Genomic DNA, 15,228 nt, shown 5'->3' with positions numbered 1-15,228 from the left:
ATGAAACTCGTCCGCGTCAAAAAAACGATCAGGGAGAAAGCGGAATGTCCGCAGTAGTACAAAGCATTGATGCAAATAAAGCCGAAGCCCAGCAAGAGCTGACGGATGGCTTTCATCTCGTCATCGAAGCGCTCAAGCTCAACGGCATCAAGACGATCTACGGCGTACCGGGCATCCCGATCACCGACTTCGGCCGCATGGCGCAGGCCGAGGGCATCCGCGTCATCTCGTTCCGCCACGAACAGAACGCCGGCTACGCCGCCTCGATCGCCGGCTTCCTGACCAAGCAACCCGGAATCTGCCTCACGGTCTCGGCGCCTGGCTTCCTCAATGGCCTGACCGCGCTGGCGCACGCCACCACCAACTGTTTTCCGATGATCCTGATCTCGGGCTCGTCCGAGCGCGAAATCGTCGACCTGCAGCAGGGCGACTATGAAGAAATGGATCAGCTCGCCATTGCGAAGCCGCTGTGCAAAGCGGCGTTCCGCGTGCTGCATGCCGCCGATATCGGCATTGGCCTCGCGCGCGCGATCCGCGCCGCCGTCTCGGGACGGCCGGGCGGCGTCTATCTCGATCTGCCCGCGAAATTGTTCGGCCAGATAATGGACGCCGAGGCCGGCAAGAAGTCGCTGGTCAAGGTGATCGACGCGGCGCCTGCCCAGATCCCCGCCCCCGACGCGGTCAAACGCGCGCTCGACGTACTCAAGAATGCAAAACGTCCGCTGATCATCCTCGGCAAGGGCGCTGCCTACGCGCAGGCCGATGACGCCATTCGTGCGCTGGTCGAAAATAGCGGAATTCCCTTCCTCCCCATGAGCATGGCCAAGGGCATTCTGCCTGACACCCATCCGCAATGCGCCGGTGCGGCGCGCTCGACCGTGCTCAAGGACTCCGATGTCGTGATGCTGATCGGCGCCCGGCTCAACTGGCTGCTGTCGCACGGCAAGGGCAAGACCTGGGGCGATGCGCCGAAAAAATTCATCCAGATCGACATCGAGCCCAGGGAAATGGACTCCAACGTCGAAATCGTCGCACCCGTGGTCGGCGACATCGGCTCCTGTGTCGCAGCACTGCTGGCCGGCATCGACGGCAAATGGCCGGCGCCTCCTTCGGAATGGACCGGCGCCGTCAAGGCCAAACGGGACGACAACGTCGCCAAGATGGCGCCGCGGCTGATGAACAACAATTCGCCGATGGATTACCACGGCGCGCTCGGCGTGCTGCGCACCATCATCAAGGAGCGGCCGGACGCGATCCTGGTCAACGAAGGCGCTAATACGCTCGATCTCGCCCGCGGCATCATCGACATGTATCAGCCGCGCAAGCGTATCGACGTCGGAACCTGGGGGATCATGGGTATCGGCATGGGCTATTCCATCGCCGCCGCGATCGAAACCGGCAAGCCGGTGCTCGCCGTCGAAGGCGACTCGGCCTTCGGCTTCTCCGGCATGGAGGTCGAGACGATCTGCCGGTACAAGCTTCCCGTCTGCATCGTCGTCTTCAACAATGACGGCATCTATCGCGGCACCGATGTCAATGCGGTGAGCTCAGATCCCGCGCCGACCGTGTTCGTCAAGGGCTCGCGTTACGACAAGATGATCGAAGCCTTTGGCGGCGTCGGCGTCAATGCGACATCACCGGACGAACTCAGGCGCGCCGTCAACGCCGCGATGGATTCAGGCAAGCCGACCCTGATCAATGCCGTGCTGGACCCGGCCGCCGGCAGCGAGAGCGGCCGCATCGGCAACCTCAATCCGCAGAGCAAGCTGAAAAAGAAGTAACCGGCCCTTTCCGGCGGGACCCGCACACGGCCCCGCCCCCACTCCTTCCTGCACGCGCAGGAGCAGACACGACACGGAGCAAGACGATGACAAAGGCCCTGCAGGGCGTTCGAATTCTCGATTTCACCCACGTCCAGTCCGGACCGACCTGCACGCAATTGCTGGCATGGTTCGGCGCCGACGTGATCAAGGTCGAACGCCCCGGTGTCGGCGATATTACGCGCGGTCAATTGCAGGACATCCCGAATGTCGACAGCCTGTATTTTACCATGCTCAACCACAACAAGCGCTCGATCACGCTCGACACCAAAAACCCGAAGGGCAAGGAAGTCCTCACCGCATTGATCAAGAAATGCGACGTGCTGGTGGAAAATTTCGGGCCCGGCGTGCTCGATCGCATGGGATTTCCGTGGGAGAAGATTCAAAGCATCAATCCGAAATTGATCGTGGCGTCGATCAAGGGATTCGGCCCCGGACCTTACGAGGACTGCAAGGTTTATGAGAACGTCGCGCAGTGCACCGGCGGCGCGGCTTCGACCACCGGTTTTCGTGACGGACTGCCGCTGGTCACCGGCGCCCAAATCGGCGACAGCGGCACCGGCTTGCATCTGGCGCTCGGCATCGTCGCCGCGCTTTACCAGCGCACGATGACCGGTAAGGGACAAAAGGTCACCGCCGCCATGCAGGACGGTGTGCTCAACCTCGCGCGCGTCAAGTTACGCGATCAGCAGCGCCTCGCCCATGGCCCGCTCAAGGAGTACAGCCAGTACGGCGAAGGGATCCCGTTTGGCGACGCGGTGCCGCGCGCCGGCAACGATTCCGGCGGCGGTCAGCCGGGTCGCATCTTGAAGTGCAAGGGCTGGGAGACCGATCCTAACGCCTACATCTACTTCATCACCCAGGCGCCGGTCTGGGAGAAAATCTGCGATGTGATCGGCGAGCCCGGCTGGAAAACCCATCCCGATTACGCCAAGCCCCCTGCCCGGCTGTCGCGCCTCAACGAGATTTTCGCGCGCATCGAACAATGGACCATGACCAAGACCAAGTTCGAGGCGATGGAGATTCTCAACAAGGACGACATTCCCTGCGGTCCGATCCTGTCGATGAAGGAGTTGGCGGAAGATCAGTCGCTGCGCGCTACCGGCACGGTGGTCGAGGTGGATCATCCCGAGCGTGGCAAATACCTGTCGGTCGGTAATCCAATCAAGATGTCGGATAGCCCAACCGAGGTCACGCGCTCGCCCTTGCTCGGCGAACATACCGACGAAATCCTGCGGCGGGTTCTCGGCTTTACTGATCACCAGGTGGCGGAGATCCATGATTCCGGCGCGCTCGACCCGCCGCGAAAGATCGCCGCTGAATAGGCGCGCCCGCGCCGCATGTTTCAAAGGCCGCCGGTTTCCGGCGGCCTTTTGATTCATCTGTTATTTTGCCTGGATAGCGACAGTTCCATTTCCTATGTTGCGCTGCAAAAGCCAAAATGCTGCTATGCAAACAAAGCGGTGGTTGCTGGTATCTGGTATACGTAGATTGCCTCCGGATGATGATGCAGCGGCCTGCTGCTTCCAGAAAAGGGGACCTTTATGTCCAAGACTGCTTCCATTGGTTTGGCGCCCTCCAATGGCTTGTTTGGCCGGCTGATGGCTTCTATCGACCGTCTGCTGATGGCAAGCGCCCGCGCCGCGGTACGCAATGGCGATCTCCCCTATTTCGGCCTCTGAGCGCTTATCTGAAACGGCAAAACGAAACTGCAGGCATGCCGTTGGCACCTGAATGCTGGTTTCTACCCAAGAGCTATGGCCCCGATTTCGGGGTCATTTTCTTATGAGAGGTAGACACTTGACGATCTCACAACCTAGGCGTTTCTGCGACAAATTAGCCGCGCCAGCAATCCGGCGCGACTAGTCGTTGCACTCTGGCATATCGCATACCAATATGCGGCCGGCGGCGCTTGCGAATCCAAGGCAGAGCGATTTGGCAGGGTTTTGCCGTTCGTCATGCATCCCGTTCGTTGCTGTCGGAGAGTCGCAATGGTCCAAAAGAAGTGGATGCCGCCGCGGAAAGGTCCCCTTACAATTGTGGCCAGCAACAGCTCCGGGAAACGGGCAGTCGTCGCGACCTAATCGCTAATTGGAAGTCGGTAAGATCCGAAACTTGATTGGGATGAATTGATAGCAAAGTCGGCAAAGACCGGCGCATTTAAGTCTTACGGGGAGAGAAGCAATGAGACGTTCTGTCTTGTGTGTTGGACTAACGGCGATCGCTGCATTGTGCGCGAGCGGTATCGCGGCTTCTGCTGCATGGGAGCCGGTGCGGCCGGTTGAATTCATTGTCCCGGCCGGTACCGGCGGCGGCGCAGATCAGATGGCCCGCACCATCCAGGGTATCGTCACCAAGCATAATCTGATGAAGCAGCCGATGGTCGTCATCAACAAATCCGGCGGCGCCGGGGGTGAAGGCTTTCTCGACCTGAAGACATCGCCGGGCAATCCGCACAAGATCATCATCACGCTGTCGAACCTGTTCACCACACCGCTTGCAACCGGAATTCCGTTCAGCTGGAAAGATCTGACTCCGGTCGCAATGCTCGCGCTCGACGAATTTGTACTCTGGGTCAATGCCGAGAAGCCCTACAACAACGTCAAGGATTACGTCGACGCCGTGAAGAAAGCGCCGGCCGGCAGTATCAAGATGGGCGGCACGGGATCGAAACAGGAAGACCAGATCATTACGGTCGCCATCGAGAAGGCAGTCGGTACGAAATTCACTTACATTCCCTATAAGGGCGGCGGCGAAGTCGCGGTGCAGCTTGTCGGCAATCACATCGATTCCAGTGTGAACAATCCAATCGAAGCGGTGGCGCAATGGCGCGGCGGCAAGCTACGTCCACTCTGCGTGTTCGATAGTAAGCCGATGGCCTATGACGAACAGGTCGTCAACGGAAAGGGCTGGAAGGATATTCCGACCTGCAAATCGCAGGGCCTCGACATGGAATATCTGATGCTGCGCGGCGTCTTCATGTCACCCAAGGCCACCAAGGATCAGGTCGAATACTACATCGATCTTTTCAAAAAGGTTCGCGCTACTCCCGAGTGGCAGGATTTCATGAAAAGTGGCGCGTTCAACACGACCTTCTTGACCGGCGACGACTATGCCAAGTGGGTCGAAGTGGAGCAAAAACGCCACGAAGTCCTGATGAAAGAGGCTGGTTTCCTCGCCACGGGAAACTGATCGAAGGCAATAAATCGAACGCTGAACGAGCGCACAGCGCAGTGGCGGTTTCGAATCCAAGGGGTTCGATTCCCGGGGGGATCTTTGATGGCTACCAATAGTTCACACAATGCCGGCCCGACGCACAAGGCTGTCGAAGCCGGCATCGCGGTGCTGATCGCGCTCTTCGGAGCGCTCGTGATCATCGGCAGCCTGAAAGCTGGAATCACCTGGGGCGCTGAGGGCCCGCGCGCCGGCTTCGTTCCATTCTATATCGGAATCTTCATCGTCGCTGCCAGCGCGGTCAATCTCTGGAACGGGCTGCGTGACGAGAACGACGGACTGTTCGCAGAGTGGGGACAGCTTCGTCGAGTCATGAGCGTCGTTGTACCCACCGCGATCTATGTCGGCTCGATGCCCTTTATCGGCCTGTATGTCGCCTCGATCATCTTCATCGGGTGGTTCATGCGATGGCTCGGCAAATACAGCTGGCTGACAGTCATAGCCGTGGCGTTTGGCATGCCCATCGTCACGTACTTTATTTTCGAACGTTGGTTTTTGGTCCCGCTTCCCAAAGGTCCAATCGAGGAATGGCTCGGTCTCTAGAGTCATCGTGTAGTCAGCTCACGGTTTGCAGGACTTACCAAAATGGAAGAAATCGCCAACCTTTTTCAGGGCTTCAGCGTAGCTCTGCAACCCTTCAACATCATGGTGATGTTTGTCGGCATCATGCTCGGCGTTATCATCGGCGTGCTTCCGGGACTAGGCGGCGCCAACGGCGTTGCGATCCTGTTGCCGCTGACCTTCAGCATGCCGCCCACATCGGCCATCATCATGCTGTCCTGCATCTATTGGGGCGCGTTGTTCGGCGGCGCGATCACCTCAATTCTTTTCAACATACCGGGCGAACCGTGGTCGGTGGCGACCACATTTGACGGCTACCCGATGGCGCAGCAAGGCAAGGCCGGCGAGGCCTTGGCGGCCGCCTTCACCTCCTCATTCGTCGGCGCGCTGTTCGCCGTCATCATGATCACGCTGGTCGCCCCGCTGGTCGCAAGCTTCGCATTGCAATTCGGTCCTGCGGAGAAGTTCGCGGTATATTTTCTGGCGTTTTGCAGTTTCGTCGGCTTGAGCAAGGAGCCGCCGTTTAAAACAATCGCGGCGATGATGATCGGCTTTGCACTTGCCGCGGTCGGACTTGATTCTATCACCGGACAATTGCGGTTGACGTTCGGGTTCACGGAATTGCTCAATGGCTTCGATTTTCTGATCGCGGTCATCGGCCTGTTCGGCATCGGAGAAATCCTTTTGACGATGGAAGAAGGATTGAGCTTCCGCGGCGGCAACGCCAAGATCAATTTGCGGGTCGTGCTGCAAACCTGGAAGAGGCTGCCCGGATACTGGGTGACGTCGCTGCGCTCCTGCATCATTGGCTGCTGGATGGGTATCACGCCGGCAGGCGCAACGCCGGCGTCATTCATGAGTTACGGCATCGCCAAGCGGGTCTCGAAGAACGGCAACAATTTCGGCAAGGGCGAAATCGAAGGCGTGATCGCTCCGGAAACCGCTGCGCATGCCGCCGGTACCGCGGCATTGTTGCCGATGCTTTCGCTTGGCGTGCCCGGCTCCCCGACGGCGGCCGTTCTTCTCGGCGGCCTGCTGATCTGGGGCCTGCAGCCCGGCCCGATGTTGTTCACCGAGCAAAAGGAATTTGTCTGGGGTCTGATCGCCTCGATGTATCTCGGCAATCTCGTTGGCCTCCTCGTCGTGCTCACCTGCGTACCGATTTTCGCAGCAATTCTGCGAGTGCCGTTCAGCATCATCGCTCCGCTCATTCTGGTGCTCTGTGCGATCGGCGCCTATTCGGTACACAGCAGCACATTCGACGTGATGCTGATGTTGGTATTCGGTGTGGTCGGTTACCTTCTTAAGAAGTGCAATTACCCTCTCGCCCCGTTGGTATTGGCGATTGTGCTCGGCGACAAAGCGGAAGAGGCATTCCGGCAGTCGCTGCTCGGGTCACAAGGGTCGCTCGGTGTGTTCTTCTCCAACACGCTGGTGAGCACGATCATGATCCTGGGCCTGATTGCCCTGTTCTGGTCGGCGATCCAGAAAGGCTACACGCGCTTGCGAACAGCGGCCGCCTGAATACAATCGGGAAACACCCCTCTCCTATCGCTTGGATGAGGTTGATTGCATCGCAGCATCGAACGATGTTTGCGCACGAACGACCGGGCTTTTGGTCCCCAACCTCTGCGACAATTTGTCAAGATTCTGCTTGTCTACTGGCATATGATATACCAAACTCTCCCTAGCTGTCGGCTTCAACAAGAACAGCACTTGGGAGAGATTGATGACGGACATAGTTCAAGGCGCGGCGACCTCCACAGCGAACCGGGTCAGCGACGCCTATCGCTGGACGCAACTGGCCATCGGCGTCGGCGCGATGGTGATGATCGCCAACTATCAATATGGCTGGACCTTCTTCGTCCCCGACATCCAGAAAAAATTTGGCTGGGACCGCGCCTCGATCCAGTGGGCTTTCACGCTGTTCGTGCTGTTCGAAACCTGGCTGGTGCCGGTTGAAGGCTGGTTTGTCGATAAATACGGCCCGCGCCTTGTGGTCCTGATTGGTGGTATACTGTGCGCCATCGGATGGGCGATGAATGCCCAAGCGACTTCGCTCAATGGCTACTATCTTGGGATGATCATCGCGGGCATCGGCGCCGGTGGCGTCTACGGCACCTGCGTCGGCAACGCGCTGAAATGGTTTCCCGACAAGCGCGGCCTTGCCGCCGGTATCACCGCGGCAGGGTTCGGTGCGGGTTCGGCGCTGACGGTGGCGCCCATTCAGGCGATGATCAAGGATTCCGGCTTCCAGGCCACGTTCCTTTATTTCGGTCTCGGACAAGGCCTGATCATTGTCATCCTCGCCTTCTTCCTGTTCGCGCCAAAAACGGGACAGGTCCCCGCGGTGACCCAGAATACCAACATCATCCAGACCCGGCGCAACTACGCGCCAACCGAAGTCATTCGCCATCCGATTTTCTGGCTGATGTATTTCATGTTTGTGATCGTCGGCGCCGGCGGCTTGATGGTCACGGCGAACCTGAAGCCGATCGCGGCCGATTGGAAGATCGACAACGTTCCGGTCACGCTGATGGCAATGACGATGACCGCGGTAACGTTCGCTGCGACCATTGACCGCGTGCTCAACGGCCTGACCCGGCCATTTTTCGGTTGGATCTCCGACATGATCGGCCGCGAGAATACGATGTTTCTCGCCTTCGGCATGGAAGGCGTCGGCATCTACGCGCTCTATATGTGGGGCCACGATCCGGTCTGGTTTGTGCTGCTCTCGGGCTTCGTGTTCTTCGCCTGGGGCGAGATCTACTCGCTGTTTCCATCCACTTGCACCGACACCTTCGGCTCGAAATTCGCAACCACCAATGCCGGCCTGCTCTATACGGCCAAAGGCACCGCAGCGTTGCTGGTGCCGGTCGCGAATTACATGCAGCAGTCGTCCGGCACGTGGGACACCGTGTTCATCATCGCCGCGGGAGCGAATATTCTCGCCTCGCTGCTCGCGATTGCCGTTCTGAAGCCGTGGCGCAAAGTCGTGGTCGCGAAATCCCAAACGTCGTAATCCGCCCCGCACGGATCGTCTCAAAAGAGCGCGCTCATCCCAAGGGATGGGCGTGCTTTTTTGCGTTGAGCTCTCCGGCCGCTGGTATACCAGCGGCCCGTTCGGTCAAGTTTTCGCACGCCGCCGCATGGGACACACTCCCATCACGGGTAACGAAAAACGTCAGTGTTCCTGCCTCTTTCGCTGCTCTGTAAGGAGTTTTTGATTGAAATTTTGACATTGACAATTGGCATAATGTATACCAATTTGCTTCGCGTGAAAGGCGTCCTGCGGCTCATCTGAAGGAGGTTGCGATGCAAGTCGGAGACATCCTGCGCAAGAAAACTGCCCGCGTTGCGACGGTTCGAATGAACGAAACCGTCGGCATTGCCGCCCAATTGATGCGCGCCAGCAATATCAGCGCACTTGTGATCAAGGACGTGGTCCGGACCGAAGGCAATACCGCGGTCGGTATGTTCACGGAGCGCGATGTCGTCCGCGCGATTGCCGAGCACGGAGCAGCCGGCGTTAATCTGAAGATCTCGCAATTGATTCCTGTGCCGCAGCTGATCTCCTGCAGTTCGAGCGATACGCTCGAACATGTTCGTCATCTCATGAACAGGCACCATATCCGCCATCTGCCAGTGATCGACAATTACAGCCTGATCGGCGTCGTCAGCATTCGCGACATTTCAACCGCGTTCGATGATCAGGCGACCGCCGCGGCCTGATCTATTTCTGCCCGGTAAGGCGATCCGATAGCTGCAATCGAGCTGGCTTTGAAATTCTGATCAAAGCCCGGCGAGTGAGCTGCGCTGAAATTCCATCACTCGCTCGGAAAAATCCTCATGAAGATCTGCATCTACGGTGCCGGCGCGATCGGCGGGTATCTCGGTGTGCAGCTGGCGCGCGCAGGCGTCGACGTCAGCCTCGTCGCTCGCGGCGCGCACCTCGCCGCGATGCGCGCGAACGGACTTAAATTGCTGATCGGCGATGAAGAACGCGTGGTGCGGCCGCCCTGCACCGACAATCCTTCCGAGCTCGGACCGCAGGACTATGTCATCATCTGCCTGAAAGCACATTCCATCACCGGCGCGATCGAGCCGATGCGGCCGTTGCTCGGGCCGCGAACGCGCATCGTCACCGCCGTGAATGGGATTCCCTATTGGTATTTCTACAAGCACGGCGGCCGCTACGAAGGATCGACGCTGGAGAGCATCGATCCCGGCGGACGGCAATGGCGCGAGCTTACGCCGCAGCGCGCCATCGGATGCATCGTTTATCCCGCAACCGAGATCGAGGCGCCCGGCGTGATCCGCCACGTCTACGGCGATCGCTTTCCGATCGGGGAGCCTTCGGGCGAGTCCAGTTCGGACATCCAGCAGCTTTCCAACTTGTTTATGGAGGCTGGAATGCAGGCTCCGGTGCTCGACCGCATCCGCGACGAAATCTGGCTCAAGCTGTGGGGCAATGTCTGCCTCAATCCAATTAGCGCGCTGACCCATGCAACGCTTGACGTGATCTGCTCCGATCCGGCAACCCGCGCATTGTCCAAGGCGATCATGCTGGAAACCCAGGCGATCGCCGATATCTTCGGCATCCAATTCCGCGTCGATATCGAGCGGCGCATCGAGGGCGCGCGCAAGGTCGGTGCCCACAAAACTTCGATGCTGCAGGATCTCGAACGCGGGCGGCCGATGGAGATCGACCCGCTGGTTACAGTGGTTCAGGAAATGGGCCGCCTGACGCAGATTCCGACACCCGCGCTCGACACAGTACTGGCGCTGGTTGCGCAGCGCGCGAAAATCGCCGGACTGTATGGGATGAACCCGCCGGTCGAAGTAAAATCCCGCGTTTTTGCATGATCGCGTTGTCCTGACCTCTATTGGGCCCCGTGGACATTTCCGGGGCGTGACGGCATCCTGCTGCCCGAAAATTCAGAAACGGCAGGCGTGCGCGGGTGCCCGCGTCGCGGAAATAGTCAGGGATCAGAAATGATAAAGACGCGATTTACCGAACTGCTGGAAGGCATGATGTCCGGTCCGCGCCGTCAGGCCGCTGAATAGCGGCTTTCATCCCGACCCAAAGGAATCACGTCATGAAGGCTTATGTCTACGGCGCCAATGGCACTGCAATCACCGATGTCCCAAAACCCGCGCCGAAGGGCACGCAGGTTCTGGTTCGCGTGCGCGCCTGCGGCCTCAATCGCGCCGACCTCGGCATGACCAAAGGCCATGCCCATGGCAGCGCCGGCGGCGTCGGCGCCGTGCTGGGGATGGAATGGGCGGGCGAGGTCGCCGAGGTCGGACCGCAAGCCAAAGGCATTAAAGCGGGCGACAAGGTGATGGGCTCCGGCGCTGCCGCCTTTGCGGAGTATACGCTCGCCGATCACGGCCGGCTGTTTCGCACACCCTCAAATATGAACTTTGAGGAAGCTGCCACCCTGCCCATCGCGCTCACCACCATGCACAATGCGGTCGTTACCAACGGCGCCCTGCAGCCCGGCCAGTCCGTGCTGATTCAAGGCGCAAGCTCCGGCGTCGGCCTGATGGCGCTGCAGATCGCAAAGCTCAAGGGCGCCAAGATGGTCATCGGATCTTCAACTGATGCGATGCGCCGCGGCCGGCTGAAGGAATTTGGCGCCGACCTGGCGGTGGATTCCAGCGACCCCGGTTGGGTCGACCAAGTGCTGAAGGCTACCGGCGGCGAAGGCGTCGACCTGATCGTCGATCAGGTCTCGGGCAAGGTCGCGAGCCAGAATCTCGCGGCCACCAGGATCAAGGGCCGTATCGTCAATGTCGGCAGGCTCGGCGGCACCCATGCTGATTTCAACTTCGACCTGCACGCCGCGCGCCGCATCAACTATATCGGCGTGACCTTCCGCACCCGCTCGATCGAGGAGATCCGCGAGATTTTTGACGAAGTCCGCAAGGATATCTGGCCGGCGGTGGAATCGCGCAAACTGCAACTGCCGATCGACAGGGTGTTTGCAATCGACGATATCGGCAAGGCGTTCGAGCACATGGAAGCCAACCGGCATCTCGGCAAGATTGTGGTGACGCTGTAGCCGGACGCTGTGGCGATTGAGATCGTCATTGCGAGCGCAGCGAAGCAATCCACGCTTCCGCCCGAGGATAGATGGATTGCTTCGTCGCGGAGCCTGTCATCGGGCGCGCATGCTTGATCGCCCAGAGCCTGTAGGCTTCCTCGATGTACGGGTCCGGTGCTGTCGGCTCCGGTACCGGCTTCGCACCTTCCTTGCGGAAGTGATCGAGACCACGGCCCAGCTTTTTCCCGGCGAGTGTGTGCTGGTCGAGCGCGAACTCGGGGATCGTCGGCGTAAAGCTCTCAAGCAGTGACCGCAGCCCGATCGCCGCACCGAAGTGATCGCCCTCACGGCTCTTTGGGCGCGGCACATCAACCGGATCGCATTGCCTATAGCCAACCGCGATGCGCCCAGCTTCTCGGGGTCATACCATCGCATCGCCTGCGCGACGGCAGTCGCGACGAACGGCACGATAACCGGGTCGGCCTGAGTGTCGATGTCCTCGTGGGAGATGATCTCAAGGCGTTTGCAGCCATCGAGAGATGTAGCTCGTGAGCGGGTGGCGGATCGGCAGCGGCTTGTCGGAGAAGATCGTTTCCTCGACCTTGTGCGCGACGGGCCTTGCCGCAGAAGCAGCACCCGCCCTGACAATAGGGCTGAAGGGTTTCTTCACCTTGATCCAAGGGTACACCCGAATCGGCTATAGTCAGGCACGCGCTTTGCGTTGATAGAGTTAGACCGCCGCTGCTGGGGGCCAAACGGAGTTTCCGAATGGGTGTGGCAGGCTGGCGTTTCGCGCATATGAAGAGAACTCTTAGCGGGCGGGCGGGCGTTGTCGCCGTGCTCGAAGAGTTGCCGGTGATCTGCTCGGTGGTGGTCGCAGTCGGCTCGATGATTATGATCGGGATCATGCTCTACACGGATTGGCCGCAGTAAGCCGAGATAGTTATAAACCACTTCGTGCCAGCATCGCTCGCTGATCCCAGTCATCTGGCCACAGTGTCCGGCTTCATCGTCGTGTGTCCTGATGATCGAGAAACCTTCCGCCGGGGATCAAGCGCCGCAGCACGCGCGCTGCCTCGCGCTCGATCACCTCGGGCGGCAGATCATGCCAGCACTGGTCGCAGAACGCCGAGACGCTCGCGATGTCGGCGCGACGGCTGGTGTCGCGAACAAGAACGCGCCAGGATGCGCATCGTCGGCAAAGCTGGCCCTGCATGCGGGGCAGAACGGTCGCCGCTGCTGGATGTTGCTGCGCCAATACGAAAGCCCGTGTGAAAGCAGCGGATGACCGTCGAGCGGCGCATCAGCGGCGATCAGGTGCGTCACAAGGTGCGCTCTGTGCGCCTCGCGCTTGAAACACCGCAGATCGCTGCGGCGCTGGTGGCGGTTCATGGTCATGATCCATCGTTGTCGTGCTACAGTGCCGTGATGGCTCCCGCCATCTGTTTTGGTCGGCGTCGTCGGCCAGCTCCCAAACGGCTGACCGGCGGCGTTGCTATTCAAGCACCGGCCCGACACACTTTAACAGCGGAAGCCGCAGAACCCCGCGCTCGATCCGTTGCTGACGGCGTTGCTGTCTGCGTTCGACTTCCTTGCGCTCCGGCGGCTGCGGCCTGAGTTTTGACGGTCGTTTCTTCGGCAGCGGTCCCTTTTTTGCGAAGCCGCGCTCCGCCCGCCATTCTTGCTCGGCCTCCCGCGCACGCACGCGCATTCCCTCTGTGATTCCGGTAACGGGTTTGAGGCTGCATTGATCGACGATTGTCGCTCGTTTCGTCTTTTCGCGGAAAATTAGCCGATCGGCATTTTGGCAGTTTTGCAGCAATATCTGCGAACTTCAGCCGCGCTTCCTCCTGCGCGGGCTGTGGTATATGACACTTGAATCGACGCAGGCGCGGACGGGCATTTCCACCGGAGCATGGCATGGCAATTCGATTTGCGACGGCGCAACCTACCGTGGAGATACGGCGTTGGGGGCTTCTCGCCATTGTTACGCTCGTGGCGTTGGCCGCACACACGGCGCTGACCGCCGGCGCCGCGGCGAGACAGGCGCGCCCCGCGGCACCCACCGAGGCGACGGCGCCGCGCGATGCAGGCGAGCCGATCATGGCGATCGTGTCGATCAAGACCCAGCAGGTCACTTTCTACGACGCCGAGGGCTGGATCCTGCGCGCGCCGGTGTCGACCGGCACCACGGGACGCGAGACGCCAGCCGGCGTCTTCGCCGTCGTCGAAAAGAACGAGGACCACCGCTCGAACATGTATGACGATGCCGAGATGCCGAACATGCAGCGCATCACGTGGAACGGAATCGCGCTGCACGGCGGGCCGCTGCCCGGATATGCGGCCTCGCACGGCTGCGTGCGGATGCCTTACGGCTTTGCTGAGAAGCTGTTCGACAAGACGCGGATCGGTATGCGGGTGATCATCTCGCCGAACGACGCGGCCCCGGTTGAGTTCTCCCACCCGGCACTATTGGTGCCGAATGCGAAGGCGGTCGCGGCGGCTCCCGCGCGTGCCGAGACGCTTGTCCGCGAGGCCGCGGAGGCCGCAAAGACGGCCGACGAAACGAAGAAGGCCGCCGCGACCGCGGCGCGCGAGACAGCTTCGCTCGCGGCGTCGCTGCGCAAGCTGGAAGGGCTCAAGACCCGCGCCGACGCCGAGCTCGCCTACGCCGACAAAGTGCTCGCCGCGGCCAAGACAGACGAGGCCAAGGCGCGGGCCGAGGACCTCAAGCAAAAGGTGGCCGCCAGGGCGGCGGACCTAGGGACGCAGCTCGACACCGCCAGGGCCGACGCGAAATCGAAGCTCGAAGCAGCCGCCGCCGCAAAGGACACCGCCAAAGCGGCCCAGACGAGGAAGCCCGACACCGCCAAAGCAGCGAGCGAGGCGAAGCTCGCGCTCGAGCCGGTCTCGGTCTACATTAGCCGCGCGACGCAGAAGCTTTACGTGCGGCGCACCACGCGCAAGCCGGCGCCGGACGGGGGCGGCGAGGTGTTCGATGCGACCATCGAGGTTCCGGTCACGATCCGCAATCCCGAGAAGCGGATCGGCACGCATGTGTTCACGGCGGTGGCGCGCAACGACGCGGGCCTGCGCTGGACCGCGGTCACGATCGACCACGGGGACGACGCCAGGAACGCGCTCGACCGCATCACCATCCCGCAGGATGTGCTCGATCGCATCGCGCCGACCGCATTGCCGCGATCCTCGATCATCGTCTCGGACGAGCCGCTGAGCCGCGAGACCAACTATCGAACCGAGTTCATCGCGGTGCTTAGCAACCAGCCCCAGGGCGGCTTCATTACGCGCCCGCGCACGCCCGATGTCCTCGTTGCGGGCGGCAACGACTGGGGCGCCGACAGCTTCTTCCCCTTTTTCCAACCCAATTCGAACCCCCAACCGCCTGCCAATACGCGCCGGCGCGGCGGGCAGTACTATCAACAGGTGCAACCGGGCTGGTCGTGGTAAGACGCGGCACGCCGCGGGCAGGCGCATGGTTGTTCGGGGTCCATTTCCAGCGAGTAGCCCGCATGAGCGCAGCGACATGCGGAGGCAGTGCGATA

General features: G+C 60.5%; 14 protein-coding genes. 13 read left to right on the top strand and 1 reads right to left on the bottom strand.

Annotated elements, in window-relative coordinates:
* Positions 1 to 44 precede the first annotated feature (44 nt).
* From oxc to N554_RS0103100, 10 genes are all read left to right on the top strand, one after another.
* Positions 45 to 1,781: an oxalyl-CoA decarboxylase gene (gene oxc / locus N554_RS0103155; RefSeq protein ID WP_029582139.1), complete on the top strand. Its 1,737-nt coding sequence runs from the start codon at positions 45 to 47 to the stop codon at positions 1,779 to 1,781.
* 86 nt (positions 1,782 to 1,867) lie between these two features.
* Entirely contained in the window at positions 1,868 to 3,145 is a 1,278-nt protein-coding gene (gene frc / locus N554_RS0103150; RefSeq protein ID WP_029582138.1) for a formyl-CoA transferase, read from the top strand.
* Positions 3,146 to 3,364: 219 nt separating this feature from the next.
* A complete protein-coding gene (locus N554_RS40785; RefSeq protein WP_197033400.1) occupies positions 3,365 to 3,502 on the top strand; it encodes a hypothetical protein in 138 nt (45 codons plus the stop codon).
* Between the two features lie 502 nt (positions 3,503 to 4,004).
* The gene (locus N554_RS0103135) at positions 4,005 to 5,012 is read left to right on the top strand and encodes a Bug family tripartite tricarboxylate transporter substrate binding protein (RefSeq protein WP_029582137.1); all 1,008 of its coding nucleotides are present in this window, start codon (positions 4,005 to 4,007) and stop codon (positions 5,010 to 5,012) included.
* 87 nt (positions 5,013 to 5,099) lie between these two features.
* Positions 5,100 to 5,597, top strand: a complete 498-nt coding sequence (locus N554_RS0103130; protein WP_029582136.1) for a tripartite tricarboxylate transporter TctB family protein — start codon at positions 5,100 to 5,102, stop codon at positions 5,595 to 5,597.
* A 42-nt stretch (positions 5,598 to 5,639) separates the two neighbouring features.
* Positions 5,640 to 7,139: a tripartite tricarboxylate transporter permease gene (locus N554_RS0103125; RefSeq protein ID WP_029582135.1), complete on the top strand. Its 1,500-nt coding sequence runs from the start codon at positions 5,640 to 5,642 to the stop codon at positions 7,137 to 7,139.
* 205 nt (positions 7,140 to 7,344) lie between these two features.
* Entirely contained in the window at positions 7,345 to 8,637 is a 1,293-nt protein-coding gene (oxlT, locus tag N554_RS0103120; RefSeq protein ID WP_029582134.1) for an oxalate/formate MFS antiporter, read from the top strand.
* A 293-nt stretch (positions 8,638 to 8,930) separates the two neighbouring features.
* Entirely contained in the window at positions 8,931 to 9,347 is a 417-nt protein-coding gene (locus tag N554_RS0103110) for a CBS domain-containing protein (RefSeq protein ID WP_029582133.1), read from the top strand.
* A gap of 117 nt (positions 9,348 to 9,464) precedes the next feature.
* Positions 9,465 to 10,481, top strand: coding sequence for a 2-dehydropantoate 2-reductase (locus N554_RS0103105; protein ID WP_029582132.1), 1,017 nt, complete (start codon positions 9,465 to 9,467; stop codon positions 10,479 to 10,481).
* A 233-nt stretch (positions 10,482 to 10,714) separates the two neighbouring features.
* Positions 10,715 to 11,683, top strand: a complete 969-nt coding sequence (locus tag N554_RS0103100; protein WP_029582131.1) for a zinc-binding dehydrogenase — start codon at positions 10,715 to 10,717, stop codon at positions 11,681 to 11,683.
* A 25-nt stretch (positions 11,684 to 11,708) separates the two neighbouring features.
* Here N554_RS0103100 and N554_RS0103095 read toward each other — a convergent pair whose 3' ends face one another.
* On the bottom strand, positions 11,709 to 12,032 hold the full coding sequence (locus tag N554_RS0103095; protein WP_029582130.1) for a hypothetical protein: 324 nt from the start codon (positions 12,030 to 12,032) through the stop codon (positions 11,709 to 11,711).
* A 401-nt stretch (positions 12,033 to 12,433) separates the two neighbouring features.
* Between N554_RS0103095 and N554_RS40780 the strand changes: the two genes are divergently transcribed.
* The 3 genes from N554_RS40780 to N554_RS0103075 all read left to right on the top strand — a co-directional run bounded on the left by N554_RS40780 (position 12,434) and on the right by N554_RS0103075 (position 15,133).
* Complete coding sequence (locus N554_RS40780; RefSeq protein ID WP_197033399.1) at positions 12,434 to 12,598, top strand: hypothetical protein; 165 nt, start codon at positions 12,434 to 12,436, stop codon at positions 12,596 to 12,598.
* A gap of 91 nt (positions 12,599 to 12,689) precedes the next feature.
* Positions 12,690 to 12,953 carry a hypothetical protein gene (locus N554_RS0103085; RefSeq protein ID WP_029582129.1) on the top strand — a complete coding sequence of 88 codons (264 nt, stop codon included), beginning with the start codon at positions 12,690 to 12,692 and terminating at the stop codon, positions 12,951 to 12,953.
* Positions 12,954 to 13,585: 632 nt separating this feature from the next.
* The gene (locus N554_RS0103075) at positions 13,586 to 15,133 is read left to right on the top strand and encodes a L,D-transpeptidase (RefSeq protein WP_029582128.1); all 1,548 of its coding nucleotides are present in this window, start codon (positions 13,586 to 13,588) and stop codon (positions 15,131 to 15,133) included.
* Positions 15,134 to 15,228: the final 95 nt, after the last annotated feature.

This window comes from Bradyrhizobium sp. URHD0069, assembly GCF_000701345.1.
GTDB lineage: Bacteria > Pseudomonadota > Alphaproteobacteria > Rhizobiales > Xanthobacteraceae > Bradyrhizobium.
This window is presented reverse-complemented; position numbering and strand designations above follow the sequence as displayed.